Origin of the sequence: Treponema denticola, from assembly GCF_024181605.1 — a bacterium.
GTDB classification, from domain to species: Bacteria; Spirochaetota; Spirochaetia; order Treponematales; family Treponemataceae; genus Treponema_B; species Treponema_B denticola_B.
The window spans coordinates 822,944-846,334 of the sequence record NZ_CP054477.1 but is presented as its reverse complement, the minus strand read 5'-3'; the positions used below and the strand labels follow the sequence as shown (position 1 = coordinate 846,334).

The following is a 23,391-nucleotide window of genomic DNA, read 5'->3' as shown; positions in this document are numbered from 1 at the left end:
CTTACATCATAATGATAAATACCTATAACGAAAGCGATTTGCACAAAAGTCTAAAAGAACACTTTTGCCCGAAAAATGGAAAAACGGAACAACCTCTTTTAGGAAGTATCTGCGATATTCTTTGCAATACAGGAAAAGTAATCGAGATACAAACCTCAAATCTAAGCGCTCTAAGAGTAAAGTTAGAAAAATTTTTACCTTCTCACAAGGTTTTAATAATCTACCCTATAGCTGTCGATGCCTATATACATGTCATAAATCAAGACGGTTCAACAAAACATAGGAGAAAAAGCCCTAAACACGGCTCCTTTTTTCAAATTTTTAGAGAGCTTTCGGGCCTTTATCATCTGATAGATAATAAAAACTTAAGTTTTAAACTTGTATATATAAGTTGCGAGGTTATAAAAGCCGATACAGGACCTAAAAAAAGAAGATCTTTCCGCCCCGGAATAATAAATAAAAAGCTTATAGAAATCCACAGTACTGAAGACTATAAAAACATGAGGGTAATATGCAAAAAGGTCTTAGACCTTCTTCCCGCAGAATTTACAAATCAAGACATAAAAAATATCGGAGCAAAAAGCCATATCTCTTATACCAGCTGGTTTTTAAGCAAAGCGGGACTGGTGAGCTTTGAAGGCAAAAGAGGAAGGTTTAAACTTTATAAAAAGATTTAGAAAGAATAAAAAAAGGGCTAAAAAACTTCTTTGAGAAATTTTTAACCCTTTATTTAGAATAAAATTAAATTTTATCAGGTAAAATTTTACCAGTTATCAAACATATCGTCCTTATCGCGCATATCAACTTCATATAAGTCGCTTACAACGCGAAGGTCATCAAAGTAGATGTAATAATGACCATAGGCCTCTTCCGGATCACATTCAACACGGAAACCTACAATCTTAAGCCCCATGCTTGTACCATAGTGGTAATCCTTTTGGATAATACCTGTTTTTCCGGCAGAGTTCTGCGGAGGAATGGCAACAGTCATCAGCTTCCAACCGGAATGATTTAATTTTCCTACATAAAGTTCAAATCTTTTTCCCCAAAAGTCTTCTACAAGAAGTTTCATTACATGGGGATAACTTCTGCCTACAACCCAAACACTCGCAGTTTTTGCAATACCTTCTACAGGAAGAGCCTTTGTTGCATGAACTTCAAACGAGTTATAACCGCGTCGATAGAAAGAAACTTTTACGCCGAGAACCTTATCATCTTTAAGTTCAAGGCCTTCTTCAGCAGGAATCGGTTTTTTGTTCAGAGGATTACCGTCAAAAAGTCTGGCACGTACTACACCTTCATCGGCAGACATTGTTGCATACCAAGTACCTTCGGTTTCAAATTTGTCAATTGAAACTTCCTTAATCCTCTGCTCTGCCGTATCAACTCCGACTTTATTCGGATCGGCAGCATCTATTGTAGAAAAATCATTTTCATTTGTATTCTGCTGAGCAAAGGAAAACGAAACTAAACCTACTAAAAACAAAATTATAGCTACACGCTTTTTCATACTTTAACCTCCGTTCTATTCAGTCTGCTTTTCAAAATCGATTCCGCCCAATTCATAGCCGTCAAACGAGTCAATATATGCATCAGTTAAAGCTTTAAATTGATCAAAATAAATCTTAAAGTCATCTACTCTCTCACCGGGCGATGTTCTGATTCTAAAAGCGACAAAAGTCAATTTATTTTTATTTCCAAGATACCTGGAGGCTTGAGGAATATTAGTCGGCACCGTAACATGCATATTCTGCCAACCTTTAAAGTTAACATAGCCTAAAGGTAATGCATGTATCCTTCCTTCACAGTCACGGACGAGGATCTCTATATAGTAATAAAATCCTGCCCCCCAAACCCACATATCCAATCGATGAATGCGTCCTTTAAAGGGGATTTCATAGGCTTCTAAACCTTTATCTCCTTTTTTTGTCGGAATAATATCGACCCAATTATCACCTTTGCGGTTAAATTTCACTTGCATTCCAAGAAATTTAGCCTTTTCGGGATTTTCCTGCATTACTTTAAGCGAATTAGGCATTCCGTCAATATACTTTAAAACAGGATATCCATCAGTAATAAATTTACTGCCGACTGCATGATATGCCCAATCTTGACCCTCAGGATCATCAAATGTATCGATCATATAAGTTTGATAATTAATCGAACTACTCTGCGCCGTTAAAGGTGCAAATGCGAACAACAACATTAAAGCAATGCCCGCAAAAACTAAACCGCCATGTTTCATGTATAACTCCTTTTGTTTCGTTTCAAACTCTGTGTTGTATTATATTGTAAAAAACATTATTTGTCAAACCTAAAACGACATTTTTTACAAAATAAGTACACGTAGTGAGTATCGGCAAATTCAATCCGTTTCTACAGGGGTATTCAAATATAAAATCCCTGTTATCGACATTATACCAAATTTATGTTAAAATATCAATTACCTTATGACAGAATTAAACAATTTTTCAAAAGCTATTCGAGATCCGATATGGAAACACATATGGATGAATGATGAATTATATGCCGTAACAAAGACGGATCCGTTTATGCGTCTATATAATATAAAGCAGCTGGGCCCGGCCGAACTTGTTTATCCCGGTGCCAGCCATACAAGAGCCGGACACAGCATCGGAGTTTACAACATAGCCCTAAAAATGCTCAATATTTTGTTAAAAAAGGGAGCGGATTCTTGGGTTTCAAAAGAAGGAGCTATGTCCTTTTTAACGGCAGCCCTGCTCCATGACCTTGGGCACTTTCCTTTTACTCACTCCCTTAAAGAATTAAAGCTAAAAGAGCATGAAGAACTTACGGGAGAGCTTATCTTAAAGGAACCTCTGCGTTCAGCAGCAGCCGAAACAGGAGCAGACCCTGAGCAGACGGCCGCTATAATAACAGGCAAAGGTATGGAGGACTCTGAAACCGTTTTTTTTCAAAAACTTCTTTCAGGCGTCTTAGATCCCGATAAATTGGATTACCTTAATAGGGATGCCTTTTATTGCGGAGTTCCTTACGGCATTCAGGATACGGATTTCATTCTTTCACAGCTTCTCCCCGATAAAAAAAACGGAATAAAAATAGAATCAAAGGCAATCTTAAGCGTAGAAAGCATCCTGTTTTCAAAATATCTTATGTATAAATCGGTTTACTGGCACAAAGATGTGCGGATTGCAACTGCTATGATGAAAAAAGCCATATTTACAGGACTGGAAAGAGCCGAATTCTCGCCTCAAGACCTATACCATCAAGATGATGAGGGCATTTTCAGACTGTTAGAAAAAAGCAATTACCCCGAAAAAAAATTAGCAGAAGACTTAAAGTTGGGGAAAATATATCACATAATAGCCGAGGAAGCCTTTCAAAGCGATAATCCCAAACATGGAAACTTAGAAGACCTGCATAAACGCCGAGCAGCAGAAGAAACCTTAGCTGAATATTTTTCAAATAAAACAGGAAGCAAAATAGGCAGTGAAGATATTATTATAGATATACCTGAACGTATTTCTTTTGAATCCGATCTTTTTATCGAAGATGAAAAGAAGGTATTCAGCGAAAGCTCCACCGTCTTTTCAAAGGAATTTATAAAAACTCTTGTACCTTCTTTAAGAAAAATAAGGATAGCTGTTTCCGATAAAATTTATAAAAAAGTCATAAATCTTCATCAAACAACCTTGCCGATTTTTTAAATATAGGGTAAAATATGTTGGCACCGATATGCTGATTAACCTAAGGAGAGTATTTATGATCATTCATAATGTTATGGAAGACTTGGTATATGATGAAGTCAACAAACTATTTGATGAAGCCGAAGAAAAACAAGAAAGCTGGCTTACATGCAGTTGTATGCAATGCAGAGTTGACACCATGTGCTATGTACTCAATCGGGTTAAACCCCGCTATATAAAATCTGGTAGAGGCCTCGCTCACTTTTTAAAATTCGAAAAAACGGAAAAAGTACAGATTATGGCTGATATTACAAGTTTGGTAATTGAAGGTATGCACAAAGTTCTTTCTACAAAAAGGCCTCATGACCATGAACCCATATTTGAAACAGAAAACACTCCCGTTTTTAACTTTCCGGCCATAACAGGCAATATCTTAAACGGAAGCAATTTTAAACCTATGGAAGATGTTACAATAAGCCTTAAAATGAACGGAGAACTGATGCCACAGAGCAGTATACTTTGGGACAATCCTTATACAATATCGGAAAAAACACCGGGAGCTTATACGTTTTGCCCAAAAGCAATTCCTGCAAAAAACTCAGGAGATACGGAAAAGTTTATTTTTGTCCTAAAAGCTGAAAAAGAAGGCTTCGATCCGACTAATTTCTCATTCAATATTGAATTAACGGCAGAAGACATGATAAAGTCTCCTTTGGATTCTTCAAATTTTTATAAAATTAAGAATTTATTCTTATGCGAACACAGTGAGGAAGATTAATGATAAAACCTAGAGCCCTAGTATTACACGCAACAGGAACCAATAGGGATGGAGATGCAGCAAGAGCCTTAGAGCTTGCCGGAGCAGAACCTGAAATTGTACATATAAACAAGCTTAAATCAAAAGAAAAAAATTGGAAAGACTATGCAATTCTTGTAATTCCGGGCGGCTTTTCTTATGCGGATGCTCTGGGAGCAGGAAAACTCTTTGCCCTCGATTTAAGCAATTACTTTTTTGACGAGGTAAGCGAATTCGTATCGGCAGGTAAGCCGGTCATAGGTATTTGTAACGGCTTTCAGGTTTTGGTAAAATCAGGCATCCTCCCCGGAAAAGAAAAAGACGGAAAGGTAATTTTAAATAAGGACGGCTATAAAAATAGACAGGCTACCCTAACTTATAATAAACAAGGCAGATTTGAGTGCCGCTTTACAACTATGATTCCCCAAAAATCAAACTGTATTTGGACAAAGGATCTAAGAGGCAATATACACTGCCCCATAGCCCACGGTGAAGGACGTTTTTTGACCGACTCTCAAAAAACACTTGATAACTTGTTTGAAAAAGGACAGATTGCCCTCCTTTACGGAGGAAAAGAGGCCGATAATGGAGTTCCTGCAAACGGAGAGTACCCTTTTAATCCTAACGGGTCACTTGCAGATATAGCCGGCATATGCAATACTAAGGGAAATGTGCTTGGCCTCATGCCCCATCCCGAAAATAATGTAGTTATAAGAGAAAGGGATTCGGAAGAAGAAAAAGAACGCACAAAACTCTGCCTTGATATGTGGAAAGCCGGAGTCAATTACGTTCTATAAAAAATATTTTAAGAAATATTTTGAGGTATTTGCATGAACAATTTTTTTCAAAAACAAAAACTGCTTATTTTTATCGTAGTGTTTGCTGCGTCATCAGCTCTTTTTTTTAGCTCATGTTCAAAAAAGCTGGGGTACGGTGTAGTAAACTGGTCAATTCCCGAATACAACCTTACTGCAGGAGATGTAATTCCGGTTTATGTCAAGTCGAATATTGAAAAGGTTTACATTGTAGGCCTCAACGAAAAAACGGCAGTCAGGATTGAAATACCGTTATGGCAGCTTACCTTTTTTGAATCAAAAAAAGATGCGGTTAGGTTTCAGGCAAGATTAAGCGAACATAAACATGCTTATGCAAGGGTTAAGTTGGATGGTCTTCCTATGCGGTCAAACCCCGACAATACCTCAAATCAGGTTTACCGCCTAAAATTAGGACAACTTGTAAAAATTCTTTGGTTCGGAGAAGGAGTTCCGGTTTTAAAGGGCGGAAAACCGATGGACGGCCAATGGTATGAGGTTATAACCGAGGACGGAGTAAGGGGCTGGTGCTTTTCATATAATCTAACCATCTATGATGAAAGAGAAAGCGAATCCTCCGAAAACACGAATTTAGCCCAAGAAAAAGATGCAGAGCTTGAGGCGATTCTAAACGAATTTTGGTATCCCGAACATTACCGAAAAATGATAAACAACAGGCAGGTTGATCTCGATAAAATGAGCCTTACTTGGGGCTTTTTTCCCGGTTTGCGTTCAGGTATTGCAAGAGTCGAACTTCAAAACACAAGGCTTTCTTTTCCATACACAAAGATTATCAAAATCGGAAGCAAATACCTTTTTGAAGGCGCCAACCTTTCGATGCAGATAAGAGGTGAGGATATTATCACTCTTGAATTTTCCGACACTAACGGAAAACTCAGACAGGAAAACTTTATTACCCTAAATGCCTCACCTGAAAATATTATCAATAACGAAATAAAAAGAAGAGAGGCTGTAATCCAAAAAATCGCCAAAACTTCATCCGAATTTACATCGGAAAATTTCGGCTCTTTGAAAATACTGCCTGACGGTCAATTTATTTGGAGCGGTTATAACCTACTATCCCCATCTATTATACCTTCGGGAGCAGGTTCTTCGGGAAAAGTAAGCTTAAAACATTTCTTGGACAAAAAACTTTCAGGCGACTATGATGGTGTTTTAAGTTTTAAATTTGAAAAAACATCTGAACCGGTTGTATTTATGTACAGTATTTCGTCCAAAGGGCTCCGCCTTGAAGCAGTAGAGGCTTCAAGCATACAGGATAATCTTGTAACACGCCGTAGTTTAGATCCGGTAATCGTATTCTTTGCAGTAAAATAAAGCTATGCCCTTTATACAGCTTTCAAAGATTTCTCTTGCCTATGGGGACAGAGATATTCTAAAGGATATAACCCTCATCTTAACAGCCGGAACAAAGGCCGCCCTTACGGGAGCAAACGGCTGCGGAAAGTCTACCTTAATGAAGATTGTTGCCGGTCAAATAAAGGGTGACTCAGGGGATATAGCCACAGAAAAAGATACGTCAATAGCATACCTTCCCCAATCGGGAATCGTCCACAAGGGCAAGACCTTGGCGGAAGAGGCCGAAACAGCCTTTGCCTACGGCTACGATATTATCAAGGCCATGGACGAGACAGGCGAAAAGATGAAAACCGAAAAAGATGAACAAAAACTCATCGCCTTGGCAAACGATTATCATGCCTTGCAGACAAGGCTTGACAATTCCGGCTGGAATTCAAAAAAGGGGCTTATTGACGAAACCTTACGAGGCTTGGGCTTTTCTTCAGCGGATTTTAATAAAAACACGGAAGAATTTTCGGGCGGCTGGCAAATGCGTATAGCCCTTGCAAAGGTTCTTTTACAAAATGCCGACATAATTGTTCTTGACGAACCCACAAACTACCTCGATATCGAAGCCCGATCTTGGCTTGAGCTTTGGCTTAAAAAATTTAAGGGAGGCTTTTTGCTTGTAAGCCATGACCGCTACTTTTTGGATCAAACTGTAACCGAAACTTACGAGCTTTTTAAGGGAACCTTAAAAAAATATAAGGGAACCTACAGCGATTATGAGAGGATAAGAGCTATAGAAGTTGAAGGCCTTATAAAGGCCTATGAACAGCAGCAGGAAGAAATAGCCAAAACCGAAGACTTTATCCGTAAATTCAGATATACGGAAAGCCGTGCAGCCTTGGTTCAAGACAGAATAAGGCGGCTCGAAAAAATGGAAAGAATAGAGCTTCCCGAACACCTAAAAAAAATCCGCTTCAGCTTTCCTCCAGCACCCCATTCGGGAAAAATAGTCCTTCAGGCAGAAGGAATAAGCAAGGCGTATAGCATGGCCTCCGGCCCGGCTGTAAGCCCGACCCACAGCCAAACCGGCGGCCTTCATAGGGTAATCGAAAATTTGGATTTAACCGTCGAAAAAGGAGAACGCCTTGTTTTGGCAGGAAAAAACGGAGCAGGAAAATCGACCCTCCTGCGTATCCTTGCAGGAGAGGATAAAAACTTTACAGGGAACTTAAAAGAAGGAGCCGGAGTTAGAATGGGCTATTTTTCGCAAGATGAATCTGAGACCATTACAGGGAGCGAAAGCATAATAGACCTTCTCGAACGCTCGGCTCCTACCGAACTTGTTCCTAAGCTTTACGATATGCTTGCAGCCTTTTTATTCCGAGGGGACGATATTTATAAAAGCCTTTCTGTCCTATCGGGAGGAGAAAAATCGAGGCTTGCCCTCCTCCTTCTTCTTTTAAAGCCATTGAACCTTTTAATCTTGGATGAGCCCACAAACCATTTAGACCTGCATTCAAAGGATGTGCTCTTGGATGCCTTAAAACGATTTGACGGAACTATAGTTTTTGTATCTCACGATAAGGGCTTTATACAAGACCTTGCTACAAGGGTATTGGAGCTCAAGGCTGACGAAGAAGGCTTAAATCCCTCAAGGATCAGGAATTTTCCGGGAACCTATGATTATTATCTTTATCGAATCGAACAAGAGGAGGCCGAAGATAAAAACGGGGCTGTAGGAAAAACCGATAACACCAATCATTCAAAGACTTCAGCCAACCTATCCTACGAGGAACAAAAACGCCTCCGCTCGGAAAGAAGAAAATTAGAAAAAGAAGAAGAAAGGCTTTTAAACGAAATAGAAAAATGCGAAACGGAAATAGCTGAAAATGAAGCCCTCCTCGCCGACCCCGAAGTATACTCCAACGGCGAAAAAAGCAGAGCCGTTCAGAAAAAAATAGAGGAGCTAAGGGCAAGGGCTGAAGAGCTTTCGGAAAGCTGGGCAGAGGCGGCTTCAAAGTTGGAAGCGAGTGTTTAAATCGGAATAATTTTTATTTTTTTTCTTGGTCGAGTTTTTTATCGGCAAATTGGAAGAGTTTTCCCGAAGTTACAAGATAGGCACCGGCAGCCAAGAAAAGGACAAACATTACAATTCCAAATACCTTCATAAAATCGCCGCCTTTCCTGCCGAAAAAGTAAACCAGGCTGTACAAGACGGTAATATTACATATTGCAGCTACTAAATCATAGATAAAAAACTTATAGAACGGATATTTTACGAAGCCGCTCGTCATCGATACTACATTGCGGACTCCGAAGGGGATAAAACGGCAAATTATAAACGTAAAAATGCCGTGTTTTTGAAGAGCTTTTAAAAGGCGGTAGGTATTTTCCTTTGTTATAATTTTTGAAAAAAGCCCAATAGATATTGCCCCCTTAGCAATTAACCTCCCCCAACCATATACCATACAGTCGCTTATAATCGCCCCGGCATAAAGAGCCGATAGAAAATGAGGGATAGAAGCCTTTTCGCCTTGAGAAAAAATAGCCGACATTACAACAAGAATATCTTCCGAAATAGGTATATTAAAACCTCCAAGAAGTAAACCGATAAAAACCACAAGAGGAAAATAAGTTATATAGTTACCTATCCAGTTCAAAAACGCCGTCAACATGTAGGTTATGTTACATTATTTTAAGTAAAAATTCAAGCTCTGCCAGCCATATTTTTGCCGATATTTCGGAAGGCATAAGCCATTCTCCGCGAGGAGAAAGGGAAAATCCCGTAACTGAAGCCCCCTCGGGACTGCATGATCTTTTAAACTGCTGGGAGAAAAATCTTTTATAAAAGAGATTCAGCCATTTTAAAATTGCAGTCTTGGAATATTGGGAATCCTTAAAGGCCTCAAGGGCAAGAAAATAAACCTTTTTAGGCGAAAAACCGTTCCCTATTGCATGATAAATAAAAAAATCGTGAAGTTCGTATGGCCCTATTATATCCTCGGTTTTTTGAGAAATTTCTCCGTTTTCAGGCGGAAGAAGTTCCGGGCTTACAGGTGTATTTATTATATTTGATAGAAGCTCAAAAAATGCGGAATTTTTCTTTTCATCTTCAAAAAAAATCTTATTTTCGGCAAAGGCAAGTATACAGTCCTTTAGAAGGGTCTTTGGAATTGAAGAGTTGACCTCGTACATCGACATCTGATCCCCTCCGTAGGTCATCCATCCCAAGGCTGACTCAGAGAGGTCTCCTGAACCCACCATGATGCCTCCAATTTGGTTTGCCTTATCCATCAAAATCTGAGTCCTTTCACGGGCTTGGGCATTTTCATAAGCAATATCATGATTATCTATATCTTGCCCTATGTCTGAAAAGTGCTGCACCATAGCCTTTTCAATGAGGATTTCCAAAAGTGTACAGCCTAAGGTTTTTGCAAGAGCCGAAGCATTGTTTTTTGTTTTTTCGGTTGTGCCGAAACCGGGCATGGTAACGGCATAGAGATTTTTAAAATCAATATTTAAAAGTTTAAGGGCATAGGCACTTGCAAGGAGGGCCAAAGAAGAATCCAAGCCTCCTGAAATACCAACAACGCATTTTGAACAGCCTATAAACTGAAGCCGCCTTGCAAGGGCAGAGCTTTGAAAAAAAATAAGCTCCGAAAAGAAATTCTTATAGATAAACTTTTTATGAAGTTCATCACAATCAGGTAAAAAAGGATTTTTTTGTACATGATAGTTTAAGCTCTTCTTGGTATTGGAATGCTCTTTTTCGATTAAAATCTCCCAATCGGAATCAGGAGTTTTCGAAAACCTTGAGTTCAATTTTTGTCCTTTTAAAAATTCCGTATCAATGTCGGAAGATATGTAAAAATCTTTTGCAAATGATGAAAACTTAAGTTCTTTTCCGTTTTCAAATATACCGCATTCGCCTGCAAAAACATAATCCGAAACCGACTCTCCCATTCCGCAGTTTGCAAAAGCAATGGCCGATTTTTTTGCGGCCGAAAGAGCCTTATACTCCAGTCTCATAGCAGAAGCTCCAAGAGGCTTTGAAGGCTCTGCAAGAGGATTTAAAATAAGGTCTGCACAAGAAGAAGAATCAAAAGAAAATGAAAAGCCTGTATTAAAACCGCAAGACTCCTTACAGTTTACGATAAATTTAAAACCCTTTCCAAATGGAATATTTTCTCCGCAGAATGGAATCAGGCAGGGGGCATCTTCAAAATCTGAAAAAATGGAATTTAAAAACTTTGAAGGTAGATGCGGAACAAGGGCTATAAGTTTTCCGCTGCTTATTACCGCCGAACAGGTATAAAGCCTCTCCCTATATAAAAAAGGAAGGCCGATAACGGACAAAATAGAAAACTGCTTAGTTTTTTCGGCTATCAGTCTTACCGCATCAAGGGCCTTTTCGATTAAAAGAGACTGTTTAAAAACCGAACCTAAGGAAGCCCCTGTAATCGAAAGTTGAGGAAAAAGAATCAGATTTGCACCATCTTTTTCGGCTTTTTTTATCTCTTGAAGATGAAGATTTACATTTTCTTCTATGTCTGCAAGAGAAATTTTAGGTGACGAAACCGCAATACGGTAAAAGCCGAGTTCTTCAATACAAAAATTAAAGCCTTTTTTTTTATCCATCGATTTTCCTTTTTTTGTCTTGCAAATTTTTGTCTTTTAAATAAAGAATTAACATCGCAATAAGAGAACCTAGAATCATTAAGGTGCATAAAATCTGGCCTGTAGATATGTTTTTCCACGATTCATAAACATAAATATTGGAGGCTCCGGCTCCAAAGGATATTGGATAGCCCTTATTTGCATCCGGCTGGCGGAAATATTCGATAAAAAATCTAAAAAAGCCGTAGCCTAATGTATAAACACATACCAAAAAACCGTCAAAGGGCTTTTTTTTACGGAGGAGCCATAGGATAAGCCAAAGCATAATTCCTTCAAAAAAAGCCTCATAGAGCTGGCTCGGATGGCGGGGCAGATTTATCATTAAAGCACCTTCCTGAACAAGCATACCTGCTTTTTCTGCAAAATCCCTTACCCAGCTTTCGGCCAAATAAAACCGGTCTGAAATAGGAGTTTGAGGAAAAATCATTCCTATATTGCTCGCCGTTATGCGGCCGTAAAGCTCTCCGTTTGCAAAGTTACCGAAACGGCCGAAGGTATAGCCTAGAGGAATTGAAACAGCCATAAGGTCTGCAACTGCCGCAAATTTAAATTTAGATTTTTTTGTCCAGAGGACGACCCCTAAAAAGCCGCCTATAAAGCCTCCATGATAGGACATCCCCTGAAACCCCGTAAAGGTGAGATTTCCGGCTCCATCCCTTGCAAAGGGCCAAAAAATAAGCCAAGGGGCTTTTAAGTAGGTTTCAGGATTATAGACCAGGGTTCCGAAAATTCTCGCGCCCAAAATAAGCCCTAAAATTCCCCAGATAAAAAGGTCTGAAATATCATCTTGTGTCATAGCCTTTTGACTGCCGGAATATCGTTCAAATTCGCCATGCTTTACCTGATAAGAAAATAAAAAATAAGCTATTCCAAAGGCAACAAGATACATAAGGCCGTACCAACGTAAAAAAGGCAGACCCGGAATAATTTCGGGATGAAGCCATGAAGGATATTGTATAGCTAAAAGCATTTTAAACCTCTTAATTATTCTAATTCAACTTCTACTTCTTTAATAGGTGAACATATAATTTGTCCGTTTTTTTCATCGAACTCAAAAAATACGTTATGATGTGTTTCCATAACTTCAAAATAGCGTCCGTGGCTTTCAAGAACAACGCCCGGATAAACCGAACCCTTCACCTTTATTTTTGAAGGAATGTGAAATTCAAAATTTTCTTTTAGATTAAATATGCGGACCGTAAGAGCACTGTTTCTTTTTAAAAGCTTAACTTTTTTCTGTCTTAAGGCATCTACATCAGGAGGATTTGTCTGTAATTCTTTTTCGATCTTTGCAAGTTCGGCATTATTATCCTCTATTTCTTTTTCACGGACTTCAATTTCATCTTTTATCAAGTAATCCTGCCCGAATGAGATAATTGTTCTTATGGTTTTTTCGGCCCCCAAGTCATGTACCGAAACACCCTTCGCGGCATGAATACTTCCGCCTAGCAATACACCGGGGTTGCCTGTCAAATGAACGGTACCATTTGTTTTGACCAAGCATTTAAAGCAGTACGAGGATATTTCTATATCGCCGCCCGAAAAAACTCTTGCATTTTCCGCATATTGGAGATTGGTTTTATCTTTAGCCCAAACAGTCCCCCTGCCCTTTCCGTTAATACCCCCGTTTAAGATAAGAGAGTCTTCAGAATAAATCAGAGCTTTTTCTACGGTACCGGTAATGGTCAGTTTTCCCTTTGATTTTACCTTTACGTCATCTTTAATATCTCCGGTAATAATCAGGTTTCCCGGAAAACTTATATCACCGAATTTGGTATCTATATCGTTTTGGATGGTTTTAAGTGAAGAGATTACAAGGGCATTGTTAAAAAAAGAAAGTTCTCCGGATTCTGCAGCAAAAAATTTAATAACATGCTTTTCTTCAGTAACTTTTATCGTTTCATCATTAGCGGGTAAATCCGTTGGTTCGGCATTTTTAGGGTCAATCGGCTCACCAAAAACATTTTTACCCTTTTCTCCCTTAGGTAAAAGACGGGCAGTTAAAATTAGGGCATCTTTCTCGACAGTTGCAGTACTAAGTTCTTCATTAAATTTAACCGACCATTCAAGTTTATAGGATTCGGGAGCGACAGGAGGAGTTCCGCTTAATATTACAAACTCGCATTCGTCATTTACCTTTCTTGCAGATTCTATAATTTCATTTATTTTTGTATCCGAAATTGAGTCGAGAAGATTGACTTCATTTAATGCGGTTTTTACGCCTATTACCGAAAGTCTTTCTCCAGCTCCCAGCCCTGACTGCAAAATAAGAGAAACTTCCATCTTATCGCGGCTTACTACGGCTCTTACCTTTGCATCCCTATATGGAACTATACGGATCTTTAACCCTCGTTCGGTATTTGCAATTAAAAGAAGACCGGTTTCTCCCGCACGCAGCTCGGAATGGTTTTGTACTATATTCCGTAAATCCAAGAAAAAAGGGTCATTGCCCGGAAGACCGGGAATAGATTGACCGTATACATCAACACCGGCCTCTCCCAATCCGGCATCTTCAACCTCATAGATAAGGTCGCCTTTTTCGACAACCGTAAGGGTTTCAGCCTCGGAAAGAGGATAATCTTGGTCTGTTGTAGGATTTTCTACATCTGCAGTGCGTAAATCGGGTCTCTTTAAACGGTCTGCCAAACGCTGTACCTCATGGTCAGGTATTTGCTCAAAATGAGTGATGAGTTTTTTATCGGGTCCTCGTTTTGGGGGAGAACCTTCGGCAATCTGCATCGAGAATTCCATATCGGAAGAATTTATAAAATCGTTTAAACCCTCTTTTACCTTTTCCGTATCGATATTTGCAATATTACTTCTTTGGAGAAGTCTGTTTATAGTAGACATGTCCACTTCGTTAGCGGAATCGGCAGCCTTTCTTACATAGAGATAGGCCGCTGTTTTGTCGTTATTTGTTGTAATTCTTGCATCAAAGTTGGGATCAAGCTCAAGCGGCAATGAAACGGGTTCTATACCGGAGCCGGTATGTTTTTTTAAATAGTCTTCAATAGTTTTTTTACTTACCAGAGATGAACTTTTTATTCCCTTTCTTTTTGCCTCAAGAAGAATCTCATCGGCTGAGGGGCAATTTTCAGGCTCAAGTAAGGCTGTAAAGGTTAAAAACCACTTTCCGCTGTTATTTTTCTTTAATGTCCATGCCTTTTCCATAAACTTTTTTCCTATACTTTAAAGCCCTGCTTAAGAGCCTTTGCTATTTTTGTTTTTAACAGTAAATTTTCATTCCTAAGCACATTTATTTCAAATTGCTGGGATTTTATAATTTCGCTCATTTCGCCCGAAGACAAGACCTCTCCTCCTATCAAATCATCCAAATACTCCATCTTAGACTTAAAGTCCGTTTCTGCTTCGGCTTCAGCCGACACAAAAGAATAATCGGAGAATTCTTGAAAATCTTCTCCACTATAATTTTCGGCTTCAGACTGAATAAGTTTATCGGCTATGCGGTATATAGCCTGAGAAATCATAGACTGAGGTTTATACCTGATTACCGGAAGCCTTGAAGCAAGAGCTTTATCCTGAACCGCATCCGTATATATTACCCCCAGATGCTCCAGATCAACATTTAAATACTGCTTTGTAGAACGGCGTATCTTCATAGCCTTTTCAGCATCCTTTGGATCATCCATCATGTTCATTATAATGCGGGGCTTAAAATGAGAAAATTTGCTTAAAAACTTTTTGGTATTGTCAGGGTCAAGAGTCATCAACTCTTGCGTTATTGTCGGGATATAAAGACGCTGCATTCCGGGAACATCATTTTTTAATTTTTCAAAAAATATACCGCCCTTAGACTTTGCAGGAAATGAAGAGCACATCATCCTAAACACAATATTCTTTAAAAAAACATAGGCATCAAGAGTTGAGGTTACCGAAGGAGAGGTTATTATTATTCCTTGAGGGGACAGTAAAAAAAAGTCTAAGATGCCCAAATGAGTTCCGGCACCTAAGTCCAAAATCAAAAAGTCGGCTTCGAGTTTTAAAAGCTCTTTTACCAAAGAGTTACGCTGATATATTTTTAAAGCGGCAAAACCGGGAATTTCGGAATCTCCCGGAACAAACCTGACATTTTCATAATCCGTATCGATTATTATATCTTTAAATTCGGCAGCTTTTGTTAAAAAAGTGCCTATGCCGTTTTTGCGTCCTTGAACACCTAAAACTAAGTGCAGGTTTGACGCTCCCAAATCAAGGTCGGCCAACACTACCCTCTTACCGGCCTGCCCCAATGCGATAGCAAGATTTGCAGCTATAAGACTTTTACCTACACCGCCCTTTCCGCTGGCAATAGGAATTATTTGCATAAAGACCTCTCCCTTTTTAAGCATAAAATTAATATCACAGTATCAATATACAAAAACGACCTTGTTACCCGTGTCTGTAAAGTAAACGCATCGGCAGTCCAATCAGTCAGACTTACAAAACTCGCAGTTTTTATCAAAAAAAACCAAGCCGCAATAATGGACAAAAATTTAATGACGGCAATCATCCTTAAAAGCTGGTGAAAATCTTTTTCTTGATGTAATAATAAAAAGAAAAACACTGCCGGCATACATAAAAAAGCAAAGGCAACCCAATCAACAATACTTAACGGCCAAGGCTGAGCCTTTTCAATATAAGTAAACAAGAGAACTCTAACTATTTCTATTGCCAATGCCAATATATAAAGCATATAAGACAAAACACGTCCCATACTTACAGTTTACGTAAGTAAAGCCTTGCGGTCAAGAGGGATAGAGGGCTTTATTTTTCTTTTCCCGATTTTTTTGCATCTACTTTAAAGAAAAGAAGCTTTTCCGTTTCAAATCCTGAATTTAAATCGACCTTCCAAAAAAACAGATTTCTTATTCCCACAATAGGATTTTTTGCCTCAGAGATTTTTTCATATATGGGAAGAATAATACACTCTGCCGCCTCATTGGATTCTATCGTAAAGACAGTTTTCCCTTCCGGTTCGTTTATTTGAATCCAAGACACCTTTGAAAAGATATTTTTTTCTTTAGAAGCCTCATATTTTTGATCATCTGCATAAACGGAAACATTCGGAAGTTTTTTTTCAATAGGGCTTACAGATAGGTCTATTTCCACCATAAAATAAGCCGAAAGATTAAAAGGACTTTCATTTTTTAAAATATATTGAACTTGAACACCATGATCATTAAAGCTGTATTGTTTACGCAAGGATACTAATTGATTAAAACTACGGAAACTTCCTTCGGTTTTCATTAAAAGCTCAAATTTAACCCTGTCTAATTTCAGCTCTTGATAAAGATTTTCACAAAAAACCGGTTTGACAACAGCAGACTTAAAATCTCCCCTTTTAATTGCTTCAAGTTCATCAGAAGATATAAGATGATCTATAAATAAACCGGTCTCTTCGGAACAGATGTCTGCATAGTTTTTATAGGCGGAAAATACATCTATCTCAAAGATCTTCCCGCCCATAGCGTGAATATACAGATTAAGATGCTCCCGCTGGGATATAAACTCCTTAACACCATCCAAATCAAAATCCAAGCTGGTTAAAGAATCTGCAAAAATGCCGGGAATCCTAGTCTGCTTTTCGGCTAAAAGCAGATTTCTGTAGCAGTACTGCCTTAAATCTCTGTTATATTTTTTATTTTTACAATCCAAATTAAAAAGTATTCCGCTTTCAGCCTTCCATAAATCCAACAAGGAATTATTTTTGCGGGCCTTATCGCCCCGGACCTGATTTACAAGACCATGAACATAAATCATCTTTGCATACATAGCATAGATATTTAGGTTATTGGCCAAAAGCTGTTTCACGGAGCTGTTTACAAGCTGATTTGAAAATATTGCATTTGAGGATATAAAGCCCTTTTGATATATCCTCTTATTTTTAATTATTTGTCCGGTATGAGTGAGTGAAATAACGGAGTCAGGAGAAGAAATACGTTCAAAAAATTCTTCCATCCATGACTTTTGGCCCTTTGATTTATCTAAAAATCGGACCGCCGTTTCTCTCGATAAAAATACGACAACACTTGTTTCGGTAACTACGCTTGCATAATTGCATAAAAAATCATAAAAAGCAGCAGGGTCTAAATCGGTATTTTCAAATTCATAAGTGGAAGGAATACCGAATAATATTTTTCCGCCATCTTCCATACAAACCGGAGCAAAGGCATTTAAGCCGGCCTTAATAAAAAAACGGAAATCAAGAAGGCAATACTCCATTCCGCATTTTTGTAAATTCGAAATAATATTGGGATTCCATGCAAAATAAGGGAGATACATGCCGCGGGGCCTCTTGTAAGAATGTTTACGCAAAGTATCCGTCATGTACTCGATCTGACCTATGAGGTCAGATGAAGGAATCATCGAAATAAAGGGTTCATAAAAGGCATTTCCCAAAATTTCGACTTGTTTCCTATTGTGCATTTCGTAAATAACATTAAAAAATGAGGTATTTTTACGCTGTATCCATTCCAAAAATCTACCGCTAAAGACAAGGGTAAAGGGAATAGAAGGAGAAGCATATAAGTTTGAAAAAAAATCTTTATAGTCTTGAGTATAATCTTCCTTTGAAAATTCATCAATTACGTTATAATCTGCGTGAACGGCAAAACATATCTCCAACTTTTTTTTACTGTTTTTTTCCACAAAAACCCCTTTACACTTTTACAATGTTTCAATTATAAATTATAAGTAAAGCCTTGTCAATCCTTCACCGCTTTTCAAAAACGGTTAAAAATTAGAAAAAAGGCGATAAATCAGTAAGATAAAAAGCCGACAACACCAGCCCCATGCTTATCAAAAATAGAGACGCTTTTTTCCATTCGGTAAAAGCTTCATTATCTGTTGTTTTTTGTTTTATTGCATTTAGAACAAACAAAAACACACAAAGACTAAAAAAACCCGAAAAAATCAAAGCAAGACATTCTCGATATGTAGAAGCCTGATAAAGGCAAAAAAATACGAGTCCCCAGCTAAAAATTTTTTCTTCAGGTTTTAAACCGTTAAACTTAGGCCATACAAGCTTAAAAATCAAATTCAATGCCTCTAAAAAACTTATAGTCAAAACAGGAAGCAAAAAACCGGCCCCAAGCGGATTTAAAATATAGCGGCATAAAGCCCAAACCGGACTGACCGATATCAAAACTACTATGACATTTTTAATAAAAAATGAGTATACTTTTTTTGGGCTTTCAAGATAGATATAAAGGCATTCCAAGCCTATTCCATATACAAAAACAATCGAAGATACAAAGGCATAAAATATAATCAGGTTCATTCTTCCTCTCCCATCCTAACAGTCGGTAATTCTTTTGTAACGGAAAAATAAATCCATATTATAAGCCCGAGGATAATAAAGGCTCCGGCTGTGGTTCCTAAAAAACGGAATAGAGGGTGATTTGAAAAATAAGGCAGCCGAAGCGATAAAAAACCGGATGAAACAGGAAAAGAAAGCGAGCCGAAAGCAAAAAATTCCCTTAAAGCAGATAAACTCAAAATCAAGACCGAATACCATATAGGCACATCCAACGATTCAGAGTCTTCATAATACTGTTTTAGTCCCAAAAAGATAATGTACGAAAAGGTTAATATATACGTATATACTTGAAGAGGACCGTGTATTATAGGTAATATACCTTCCAGCAAGGCATTAACCAAGGCCGTACCCGTAATCATAAATATACTTACAAATACATAGTTAAAACGGTTAATATCTATCACCTTTACGGCATAGTTTCCTAAAATTCCCAAAAAGAAGATAACCCACAATGAAACGGTTAAAACAATTCCATATGCAAAATTTGAAGCAGCAGGAATTATGGGACATAGTCCGAAAAGAAAGACGATCAACTTTTTATTTGCAGCCATTTATTTTTCCCCCCTACGGTTTATTTCAAGACCTTTAAAAGCAGATTCCAATTTTTGTTCGGAAATACTTATAGTCAGAGGAATTACGCCGTAATACATAGCCGGTTTATCGGCAATTCCCCCTCCTAAACCGCAAAAAAAGCATTGTTTTCCCTCTTTAAAGTAAAGAAACATTCCTTGATACATTCCGTATTTTCCGCTCATATTTATAAAGGCAGCATAGCCTTTTTTTTCTTTCATCTTCACTTCAAAAACCGCATTACAAAAATTCATATTTAACGAGGAGGGATTTAAAGCTTTTATAAATTCTAAGCCTTGATATTTTGAACAAAGCGGAGAGTTTTTTAAAATATACTCTGCATCCTGTAAATAAGCATCGTTTTTGAGTCCTGAAATTATATAACCGCTTCCCCACAATATAAATCCCGATGCAATAAAGAAAACAAAAAGGATGAGATATTTTTTTATTTTTTCCACACTCGAATTATTCATAACGGCTCCTTTTTTTAGCCTGTATTTTTATCTCAAGTTTCTCGATAAGAGGCGATATTATATTGCCGAGGATTATGGCAAAGAAAATTCCCGCAGGCGATGCTCCATGAGCACATATAAAAAAGGCAAAAACTCCTGTAAAAAATCCGCTCATAGCCTTTCCGTATTTGGTTTTAGGAGAAGATGCAGGCTCCGTCATAACAAAGAAGGCTGCAAATAAAACGCCGCCCGTTAAAACAGCCGACAGTATATCTCCCGTAAAATAAATATTTGAAACAGGGACCATTCCAAAAATCCAAACTAAAATAGCATAGGTTGTCAAAAAAAACGCCGGAAGAATATAATCTGCGGCTCTTATAGAAAACAGTATTATCGACGACACCAATGTAACTATGTTGTAACGAAAAGCTGGTATTGACGATGTAGAATTTAAAAAGAGGCTTATATAGCCTTCAGGAAGGGTTACACCTACACCGTGTAATAAAATGGAATTAAGAGCAGAGGTAACGGTAAAATCAGTTTTAAGTTTTAAAAGGCCGTTTGCCTCCATCACGGCAAAAAAGCTGCCTTTTTCAGTTAAGAGTGAAAAGTCTGAAATCAACGGCGGAAAGGCCTCGGGACGGGAAATATATGCAGCACATACTGCAAAAGCAACAGGGTTCAGCCAATTTCGTCCTGTTCCGCCGAACACGGTTTTCACAATAAACACCGAAAAAGCACTTAAAATAAAAACAAAAATAAACCCTATACCCGTAGGCATAAAAAAACCTATCAGCAGACCTGAAATTATCATTTCGATGGATAAACCGAATTTTGAGGAAGCCAAATATCTAAGTAAATTTTCTACAAATAATACGCCCATAACGGAAATAACAATATTTAACAGAGCATAAAGGTCGGCACTCAGCGCCAAAATCAAAATTTGGATACCTAAAAGAGATAAAACGACAATATTAATTTTAAAAATGGGAAGACGTGTATACACAAATGGAGCAGCCGTCAAAGACAGATTAGAATAAGATTTCATAAAAGATTTCCTTTTTTAATTTTTTGCGACATCTCTAAAATAATGGAACACAGTGGGATCCTTGAAGGGCAACAGGCGGAACAACAAGCACAACCGCTGCAAATATTTATTTGTTTTAAAATGTCCTCGTTTAAGTCATCAGCTTCAATGGATTCGGCTATTTTTTTAGGTTCCAAATAAAGCGGACAAGAATTAAAACATAAACCGCAATTTATACACTTTTCTATAGAGTGTTTTTTTATACTATCCTTCCCCGGAATATGAATCGATTTTAAGGTACTCGTTACAGGTATATCCAAAGTATCGGCAGAGATCCCGCCGATAAGCCCATTCAATATAATTTGAGCCGGCATGGTTTTAAAGCCTCCGCACTCTTCTATAAGATTTCCTATAGGCGTCCCGATCTTAACCTTTAAAACCTTGGGTTCATTGATAGCCTTACCCGTTACAAGAACATAAACGGAAGTAATAGGATTATTTGTTCTTACAACTTCATATGTATACATAGCTGTAGGAATATCTATTAAAAGAGAATTTTCCTTATTCACAAAATAATTTTTTTGAACAAAGGGATAATCATTTGATGCATTTATAAACTTTACCTTACAAAAAGGCTCACAAGTTTCTGAAATTTTTTCTAATTTGTAAAGATCTTTTTTAGCTAACTTATGAATACAGGTTACAGAAGATGCATTGAGGACTTTTGCCATTATACCTAGGCCTTCTGCAACATCTTCAAAAAAATGATCAAACAAGATTGAATCAATACCTGAAGAAGGATCTTTATCGAAGAGGTTTATATAGATATCGGCTTCTCCTTTTTTTAAAGCATTTCTTACTTGATAAATAAGGGGTACTGTTGAAAGATCAGCCGTATTTAAAATTCCGGAATAACCTATTGCTCTAACGATTTCGGAATTAGAAGACGTCCTCCATGGATAATCGGCAGAGGGCCGGCCTAGAATATCAAAAGACCCTTCAAGTTTTACGGCTGCAGCATGAATGTGCTTTCCGTCAGGAAGGGTAAAATCAATAAAATCATATAAAATTCCGGGAATAGAAGAGTATATAGCGACCGAAAAAGGCTCCTCGGTACGGGCTATAATTTGACCTTCTTTTACGGTCTCTCCTTTCATAACAAGGGTTTCAGGATGCTTTTTAGAATCAAAAGCTATAGGTATAAAGGCTCTTTGAGGTAAAAAGGCATTGCCCTCAAACGAAGCCGGCAGCTTAGGGTATTCTAAAACTTCTTTACCCCGTTTAAATCTTAAAAATTCCGTCATTTTTCAAACACTCTCAATAATATAATCATTAACGGCATTATAGCCGAAACAAGAGCAACAAGCAATGCTGCACTATTATAACGGTTAAGCGGAAATTTCTTAGGTGCATAAGAAGCCGTAATAAACCTTCCCTGACTGTAAAGCAGGTCTTCGATAGAAGGGCTTATCCTAAAAGAAATAACGCTTTTTATAAACTCATCATCAAAATTGAATACAAGGCCGTCTTGTTCCGTAACTACACCGTTTTCATCTACGGAAAAATCGTTAAAACTAACCCTGTCATTTTCTTGAGGAGAAAGACCTAGACGGGTAAAGGGAATAACCTTTGCATTCCATGTATCCGAAATAAGGTTTCCAAGATCAGGAAGGTCATCTCCTGTCCTTATTTTTTTTAATTCATCAAAGGCTTTTTTTGAAAAGCCTGAAATTCCAACCGAGGCTTCCGGCATAGGCAGGTATAGGGTATTTTGATACGCCTTTATGGTTTTATTAAAACTGAAATATAAAAACAAGGCTGAAAAGACAATAAAAAAAAGGGCACAAGAAGAGACGGCGAACAAATGTTTTGTATGCCAAAATTTTGCAACCGATTCGGGGTTCATTACATAGGCCCGTATTGTTTTATGAATTTTTTGTGTATCAATCCTCTCTTCAACAAAAAAACTAAACCTTTCAATGATGTATGTTAAAGAGGCTGAAGCCGATACGGCAAAGGCAAAAAGAACAAGCGAAATATTACTGTTAAATTTTGCAATTATCAGAGCAACAAAGGGAAAAAAAACTAAAAGAGGATTTTTTTTGATTCTGGACACAAGCTGTTCCTTTGTAAATTTTAAAGAAGAACCTATAGCTTCCATCCAAAATGCAAGAGCATACATTATTAGAATTGAGGAAGAAAGAGCTAAAATTCCCCGCTGAAAGGCTGCATAAATAACAAATGGAAAGGCGGCAGAAAAATAGTTTTTTTTACGGCTTGTATAAAAAAAAGATACTGCAAAAAATATTAAAGCAATAAAAAACTGAAACACCGAAAAAGAAGAATCGTTTTCTATAAAAAAATATCCCGTATTTTTCTTTAAAAATCTAAAAAAGCTCTTAGTTATGTGTCTATCGGAAGGAATATACATATATCTTATATTTTCCTGATCATTTATAAACCACTGGGTATAACGCTCCTTATCGGTAAAAGGATAACCGGTATAACCTTGTTCTTCCAAATCCGAAAAACGGTTTTCTATTGTTTGAGAGGAGATAATGCCTGTAATTCCGCTTTCCTCTGCTGCCTGTAAAACAGCAGGCTCATCTACTTCCATAGGCAAAAAAAGAACACGATAGTCCTTCCACAATGTAGACATTGAACTCATCGGGACAAATATTAATAAGAAAAAAGAGAAAATCAATAAAAAACCTGCAATAATATCAAAACAGAAGATGTATTTTTTAGGCTGATTCATAGCTC

The 23,391-nt window shown here is 37.8% G+C and carries 21 protein-coding genes; 6 read left to right on the top strand and 15 right to left on the bottom strand.

Annotated elements, in window-relative coordinates:
- Window positions 1-11: 11 nt before the first annotated feature.
- Window positions 12-677: a DUF8091 domain-containing protein gene (locus E4N80_RS03710; protein WP_253700534.1), complete on the top strand. Its 666-nt coding sequence runs from the start codon at window positions 12-14 to the stop codon at window positions 675-677.
- 86 nt (window positions 678-763) lie between these two features.
- On the opposite strand, the gene E4N80_RS03705 is transcribed toward E4N80_RS03710, so the two are convergent.
- Entirely contained in the window at window positions 764-1,510 is a 747-nt protein-coding gene (locus E4N80_RS03705; RefSeq protein ID WP_253700533.1) for a flagellar filament outer layer protein FlaA, read from the bottom strand.
- A 15-nt stretch (window positions 1,511-1,525) separates the two neighbouring features.
- Entirely contained in the window at window positions 1,526-2,245 is a 720-nt protein-coding gene (locus E4N80_RS03700) for a flagellar filament outer layer protein FlaA (protein ID WP_253700532.1), read from the bottom strand.
- 205 nt (window positions 2,246-2,450) lie between these two features.
- Between E4N80_RS03700 and E4N80_RS03695 the strand changes: the two genes are divergently transcribed.
- Genes E4N80_RS03695 through E4N80_RS03675 form a run of 5 tightly spaced genes read left to right on the top strand, consistent with a single transcriptional unit; the run spans window position 2,451 to window position 8,622 of the window.
- A complete protein-coding gene (locus tag E4N80_RS03695) occupies window positions 2,451-3,689 on the top strand; it encodes an HD domain-containing protein (RefSeq protein ID WP_253700531.1) in 1,239 nt (412 codons plus the stop codon).
- A 55-nt stretch (window positions 3,690-3,744) separates the two neighbouring features.
- Entirely contained in the window at window positions 3,745-4,446 is a 702-nt protein-coding gene (locus tag E4N80_RS03690) for a late competence development ComFB family protein (protein ID WP_253700530.1), read from the top strand.
- Window positions 4,446-5,261, top strand: a complete 816-nt coding sequence (gene purQ / locus E4N80_RS03685) for a phosphoribosylformylglycinamidine synthase I (protein WP_253700529.1) — start codon at window positions 4,446-4,448, stop codon at window positions 5,259-5,261. Before E4N80_RS03690 ends, purQ begins: the two co-directional genes overlap by 1 nt.
- 33 nt (window positions 5,262-5,294) lie before the next feature.
- A complete protein-coding gene (locus E4N80_RS03680) occupies window positions 5,295-6,614 on the top strand; it encodes an SH3 domain-containing protein (protein WP_253700528.1) in 1,320 nt (439 codons plus the stop codon).
- Window positions 6,615-6,618: 4 nt separating this feature from the next.
- Window positions 6,619-8,622 carry an ABC-F family ATP-binding cassette domain-containing protein gene (locus E4N80_RS03675; protein ID WP_253700527.1) on the top strand — a complete coding sequence of 668 codons (2,004 nt, stop codon included), beginning with the start codon at window positions 6,619-6,621 and terminating at the stop codon, window positions 8,620-8,622.
- A 13-nt stretch (window positions 8,623-8,635) separates the two neighbouring features.
- On the opposite strand, the gene E4N80_RS03670 is transcribed toward E4N80_RS03675, so the two are convergent.
- The 13 genes from E4N80_RS03670 to E4N80_RS03610 form a co-directional block, all read right to left on the bottom strand.
- Entirely contained in the window at window positions 8,636-9,259 is a 624-nt protein-coding gene (locus E4N80_RS03670; protein ID WP_253700526.1) for a DedA family protein, read from the bottom strand.
- Window positions 9,260-9,269: 10 nt separating this feature from the next.
- Entirely contained in the window at window positions 9,270-11,222 is a 1,953-nt protein-coding gene (locus E4N80_RS03665; RefSeq protein ID WP_253700525.1) for an NAD(+) synthase, read from the bottom strand.
- Window positions 11,215-12,231 carry a prolipoprotein diacylglyceryl transferase gene (gene lgt / locus E4N80_RS03660; protein ID WP_253700524.1) on the bottom strand — a complete coding sequence of 339 codons (1,017 nt, stop codon included), beginning with the start codon at window positions 12,229-12,231 and terminating at the stop codon, window positions 11,215-11,217. Before lgt ends, E4N80_RS03665 begins: the two co-directional genes overlap by 8 nt.
- 14 nt (window positions 12,232-12,245) lie before the next feature.
- Entirely contained in the window at window positions 12,246-14,432 is a 2,187-nt protein-coding gene (locus E4N80_RS03655; RefSeq protein ID WP_253700523.1) for a FapA family protein, read from the bottom strand.
- A gap of 11 nt (window positions 14,433-14,443) precedes the next feature.
- Window positions 14,444-15,586, bottom strand: a complete 1,143-nt coding sequence (locus tag E4N80_RS03650; RefSeq protein WP_253700522.1) for a nucleotide-binding protein — start codon at window positions 15,584-15,586, stop codon at window positions 14,444-14,446.
- Complete coding sequence (locus E4N80_RS03645; RefSeq protein ID WP_253700521.1) at window positions 15,577-15,975, bottom strand: hypothetical protein; 399 nt, start codon at window positions 15,973-15,975, stop codon at window positions 15,577-15,579. The genes E4N80_RS03650 and E4N80_RS03645 overlap by 10 nt, the downstream gene beginning before the upstream one ends.
- A 50-nt stretch (window positions 15,976-16,025) precedes the next feature.
- Complete coding sequence (locus E4N80_RS03640; RefSeq protein ID WP_253700520.1) at window positions 16,026-17,909, bottom strand: alpha-amylase/4-alpha-glucanotransferase domain-containing protein; 1,884 nt, start codon at window positions 17,907-17,909, stop codon at window positions 16,026-16,028.
- 91 nt (window positions 17,910-18,000) lie between these two features.
- A complete protein-coding gene (locus tag E4N80_RS03635) occupies window positions 18,001-18,540 on the bottom strand; it encodes a hypothetical protein (protein ID WP_253700519.1) in 540 nt (179 codons plus the stop codon).
- Window positions 18,537-19,130 (bottom strand): hypothetical protein, encoded by a 594-nt coding sequence (locus E4N80_RS03630; protein ID WP_253700518.1) that lies wholly within the window; start codon window positions 19,128-19,130, stop codon window positions 18,537-18,539. Before E4N80_RS03630 ends, E4N80_RS03635 begins: the two co-directional genes overlap by 4 nt.
- Window positions 19,131-19,622 carry a hypothetical protein gene (locus E4N80_RS03625; RefSeq protein WP_253700517.1) on the bottom strand — a complete coding sequence of 164 codons (492 nt, stop codon included), beginning with the start codon at window positions 19,620-19,622 and terminating at the stop codon, window positions 19,131-19,133.
- Window positions 19,615-20,649: an RnfABCDGE type electron transport complex subunit D gene (locus tag E4N80_RS03620; protein WP_253700516.1), complete on the bottom strand. Its 1,035-nt coding sequence runs from the start codon at window positions 20,647-20,649 to the stop codon at window positions 19,615-19,617. The genes E4N80_RS03625 and E4N80_RS03620 overlap by 8 nt, the downstream gene beginning before the upstream one ends.
- On the bottom strand, window positions 20,646-21,932 hold the full coding sequence (locus E4N80_RS03615) for an SLBB domain-containing protein (RefSeq protein ID WP_253700515.1): 1,287 nt from the start codon (window positions 21,930-21,932) through the stop codon (window positions 20,646-20,648). The genes E4N80_RS03620 and E4N80_RS03615 overlap by 4 nt, the downstream gene beginning before the upstream one ends.
- Window positions 21,929-23,386 carry a hypothetical protein gene (locus E4N80_RS03610; RefSeq protein ID WP_264306370.1) on the bottom strand — a complete coding sequence of 486 codons (1,458 nt, stop codon included), beginning with the start codon at window positions 23,384-23,386 and terminating at the stop codon, window positions 21,929-21,931. The genes E4N80_RS03615 and E4N80_RS03610 overlap by 4 nt, the downstream gene beginning before the upstream one ends.
- Window positions 23,387-23,391 lie beyond the last annotated feature (5 nt).

Excerpts from the sequence above, each read along its gene's own strand:
- E4N80_RS03650 (WP_253700522.1), bottom strand. The coding sequence starts at position 15,586 with ATGCAAATAATTCCTATTGCCAGCGGAAAGGGCGGTGTAGGTAAAAGT.
- E4N80_RS03710 (WP_253700534.1), top strand. The coding sequence starts at position 12 with ATGATAAATACCTATAACGAAAGCGATTTGCACAAAAGTCTAAAAGAA.
- E4N80_RS03630 (WP_253700518.1), bottom strand. The coding sequence starts at position 19,130 with ATGGCTGCAAATAAAAAGTTGATCGTCTTTCTTTTCGGACTATGTCCC.
- E4N80_RS03610 (WP_264306370.1), bottom strand. The coding sequence starts at position 23,386 with ATGAATCAGCCTAAAAAATACATCTTCTGTTTTGATATTATTGCAGGT.
- E4N80_RS03620 (WP_253700516.1), bottom strand. The coding sequence starts at position 20,649 with ATGAAATCTTATTCTAATCTGTCTTTGACGGCTGCTCCATTTGTGTAT.
- E4N80_RS03680 (WP_253700528.1), top strand. The coding sequence starts at position 5,295 with ATGAACAATTTTTTTCAAAAACAAAAACTGCTTATTTTTATCGTAGTG.
- E4N80_RS03705 (WP_253700533.1), bottom strand. The coding sequence starts at position 1,510 with ATGAAAAAGCGTGTAGCTATAATTTTGTTTTTAGTAGGTTTAGTTTCG.
- E4N80_RS03675 (WP_253700527.1), top strand. The coding sequence starts at position 6,619 with ATGCCCTTTATACAGCTTTCAAAGATTTCTCTTGCCTATGGGGACAGA.
- E4N80_RS03700 (WP_253700532.1), bottom strand. The coding sequence starts at position 2,245 with ATGAAACATGGCGGTTTAGTTTTTGCGGGCATTGCTTTAATGTTGTTG.
- E4N80_RS03615 (WP_253700515.1), bottom strand. The coding sequence starts at position 21,932 with ATGACGGAATTTTTAAGATTTAAACGGGGTAAAGAAGTTTTAGAATAC.
- E4N80_RS03625 (WP_253700517.1), bottom strand. The coding sequence starts at position 19,622 with ATGAATAATTCGAGTGTGGAAAAAATAAAAAAATATCTCATCCTTTTT.
- purQ (WP_253700529.1), top strand. The coding sequence starts at position 4,446 with ATGATAAAACCTAGAGCCCTAGTATTACACGCAACAGGAACCAATAGG.
- E4N80_RS03690 (WP_253700530.1), top strand. The coding sequence starts at position 3,745 with ATGATCATTCATAATGTTATGGAAGACTTGGTATATGATGAAGTCAAC.
- E4N80_RS03665 (WP_253700525.1), bottom strand. The coding sequence starts at position 11,222 with ATGGATAAAAAAAAAGGCTTTAATTTTTGTATTGAAGAACTCGGCTTT.
- E4N80_RS03635 (WP_253700519.1), bottom strand. The coding sequence starts at position 18,540 with ATGAACCTGATTATATTTTATGCCTTTGTATCTTCGATTGTTTTTGTA.
- lgt (WP_253700524.1), bottom strand. The coding sequence starts at position 12,231 with ATGCTTTTAGCTATACAATATCCTTCATGGCTTCATCCCGAAATTATT.
- E4N80_RS03695 (WP_253700531.1), top strand. The coding sequence starts at position 2,451 with ATGACAGAATTAAACAATTTTTCAAAAGCTATTCGAGATCCGATATGG.
- E4N80_RS03670 (WP_253700526.1), bottom strand. The coding sequence starts at position 9,259 with ATGTTGACGGCGTTTTTGAACTGGATAGGTAACTATATAACTTATTTT.
- E4N80_RS03645 (WP_253700521.1), bottom strand. The coding sequence starts at position 15,975 with ATGGGACGTGTTTTGTCTTATATGCTTTATATATTGGCATTGGCAATA.
- E4N80_RS03655 (WP_253700523.1), bottom strand. The coding sequence starts at position 14,432 with ATGGAAAAGGCATGGACATTAAAGAAAAATAACAGCGGAAAGTGGTTT.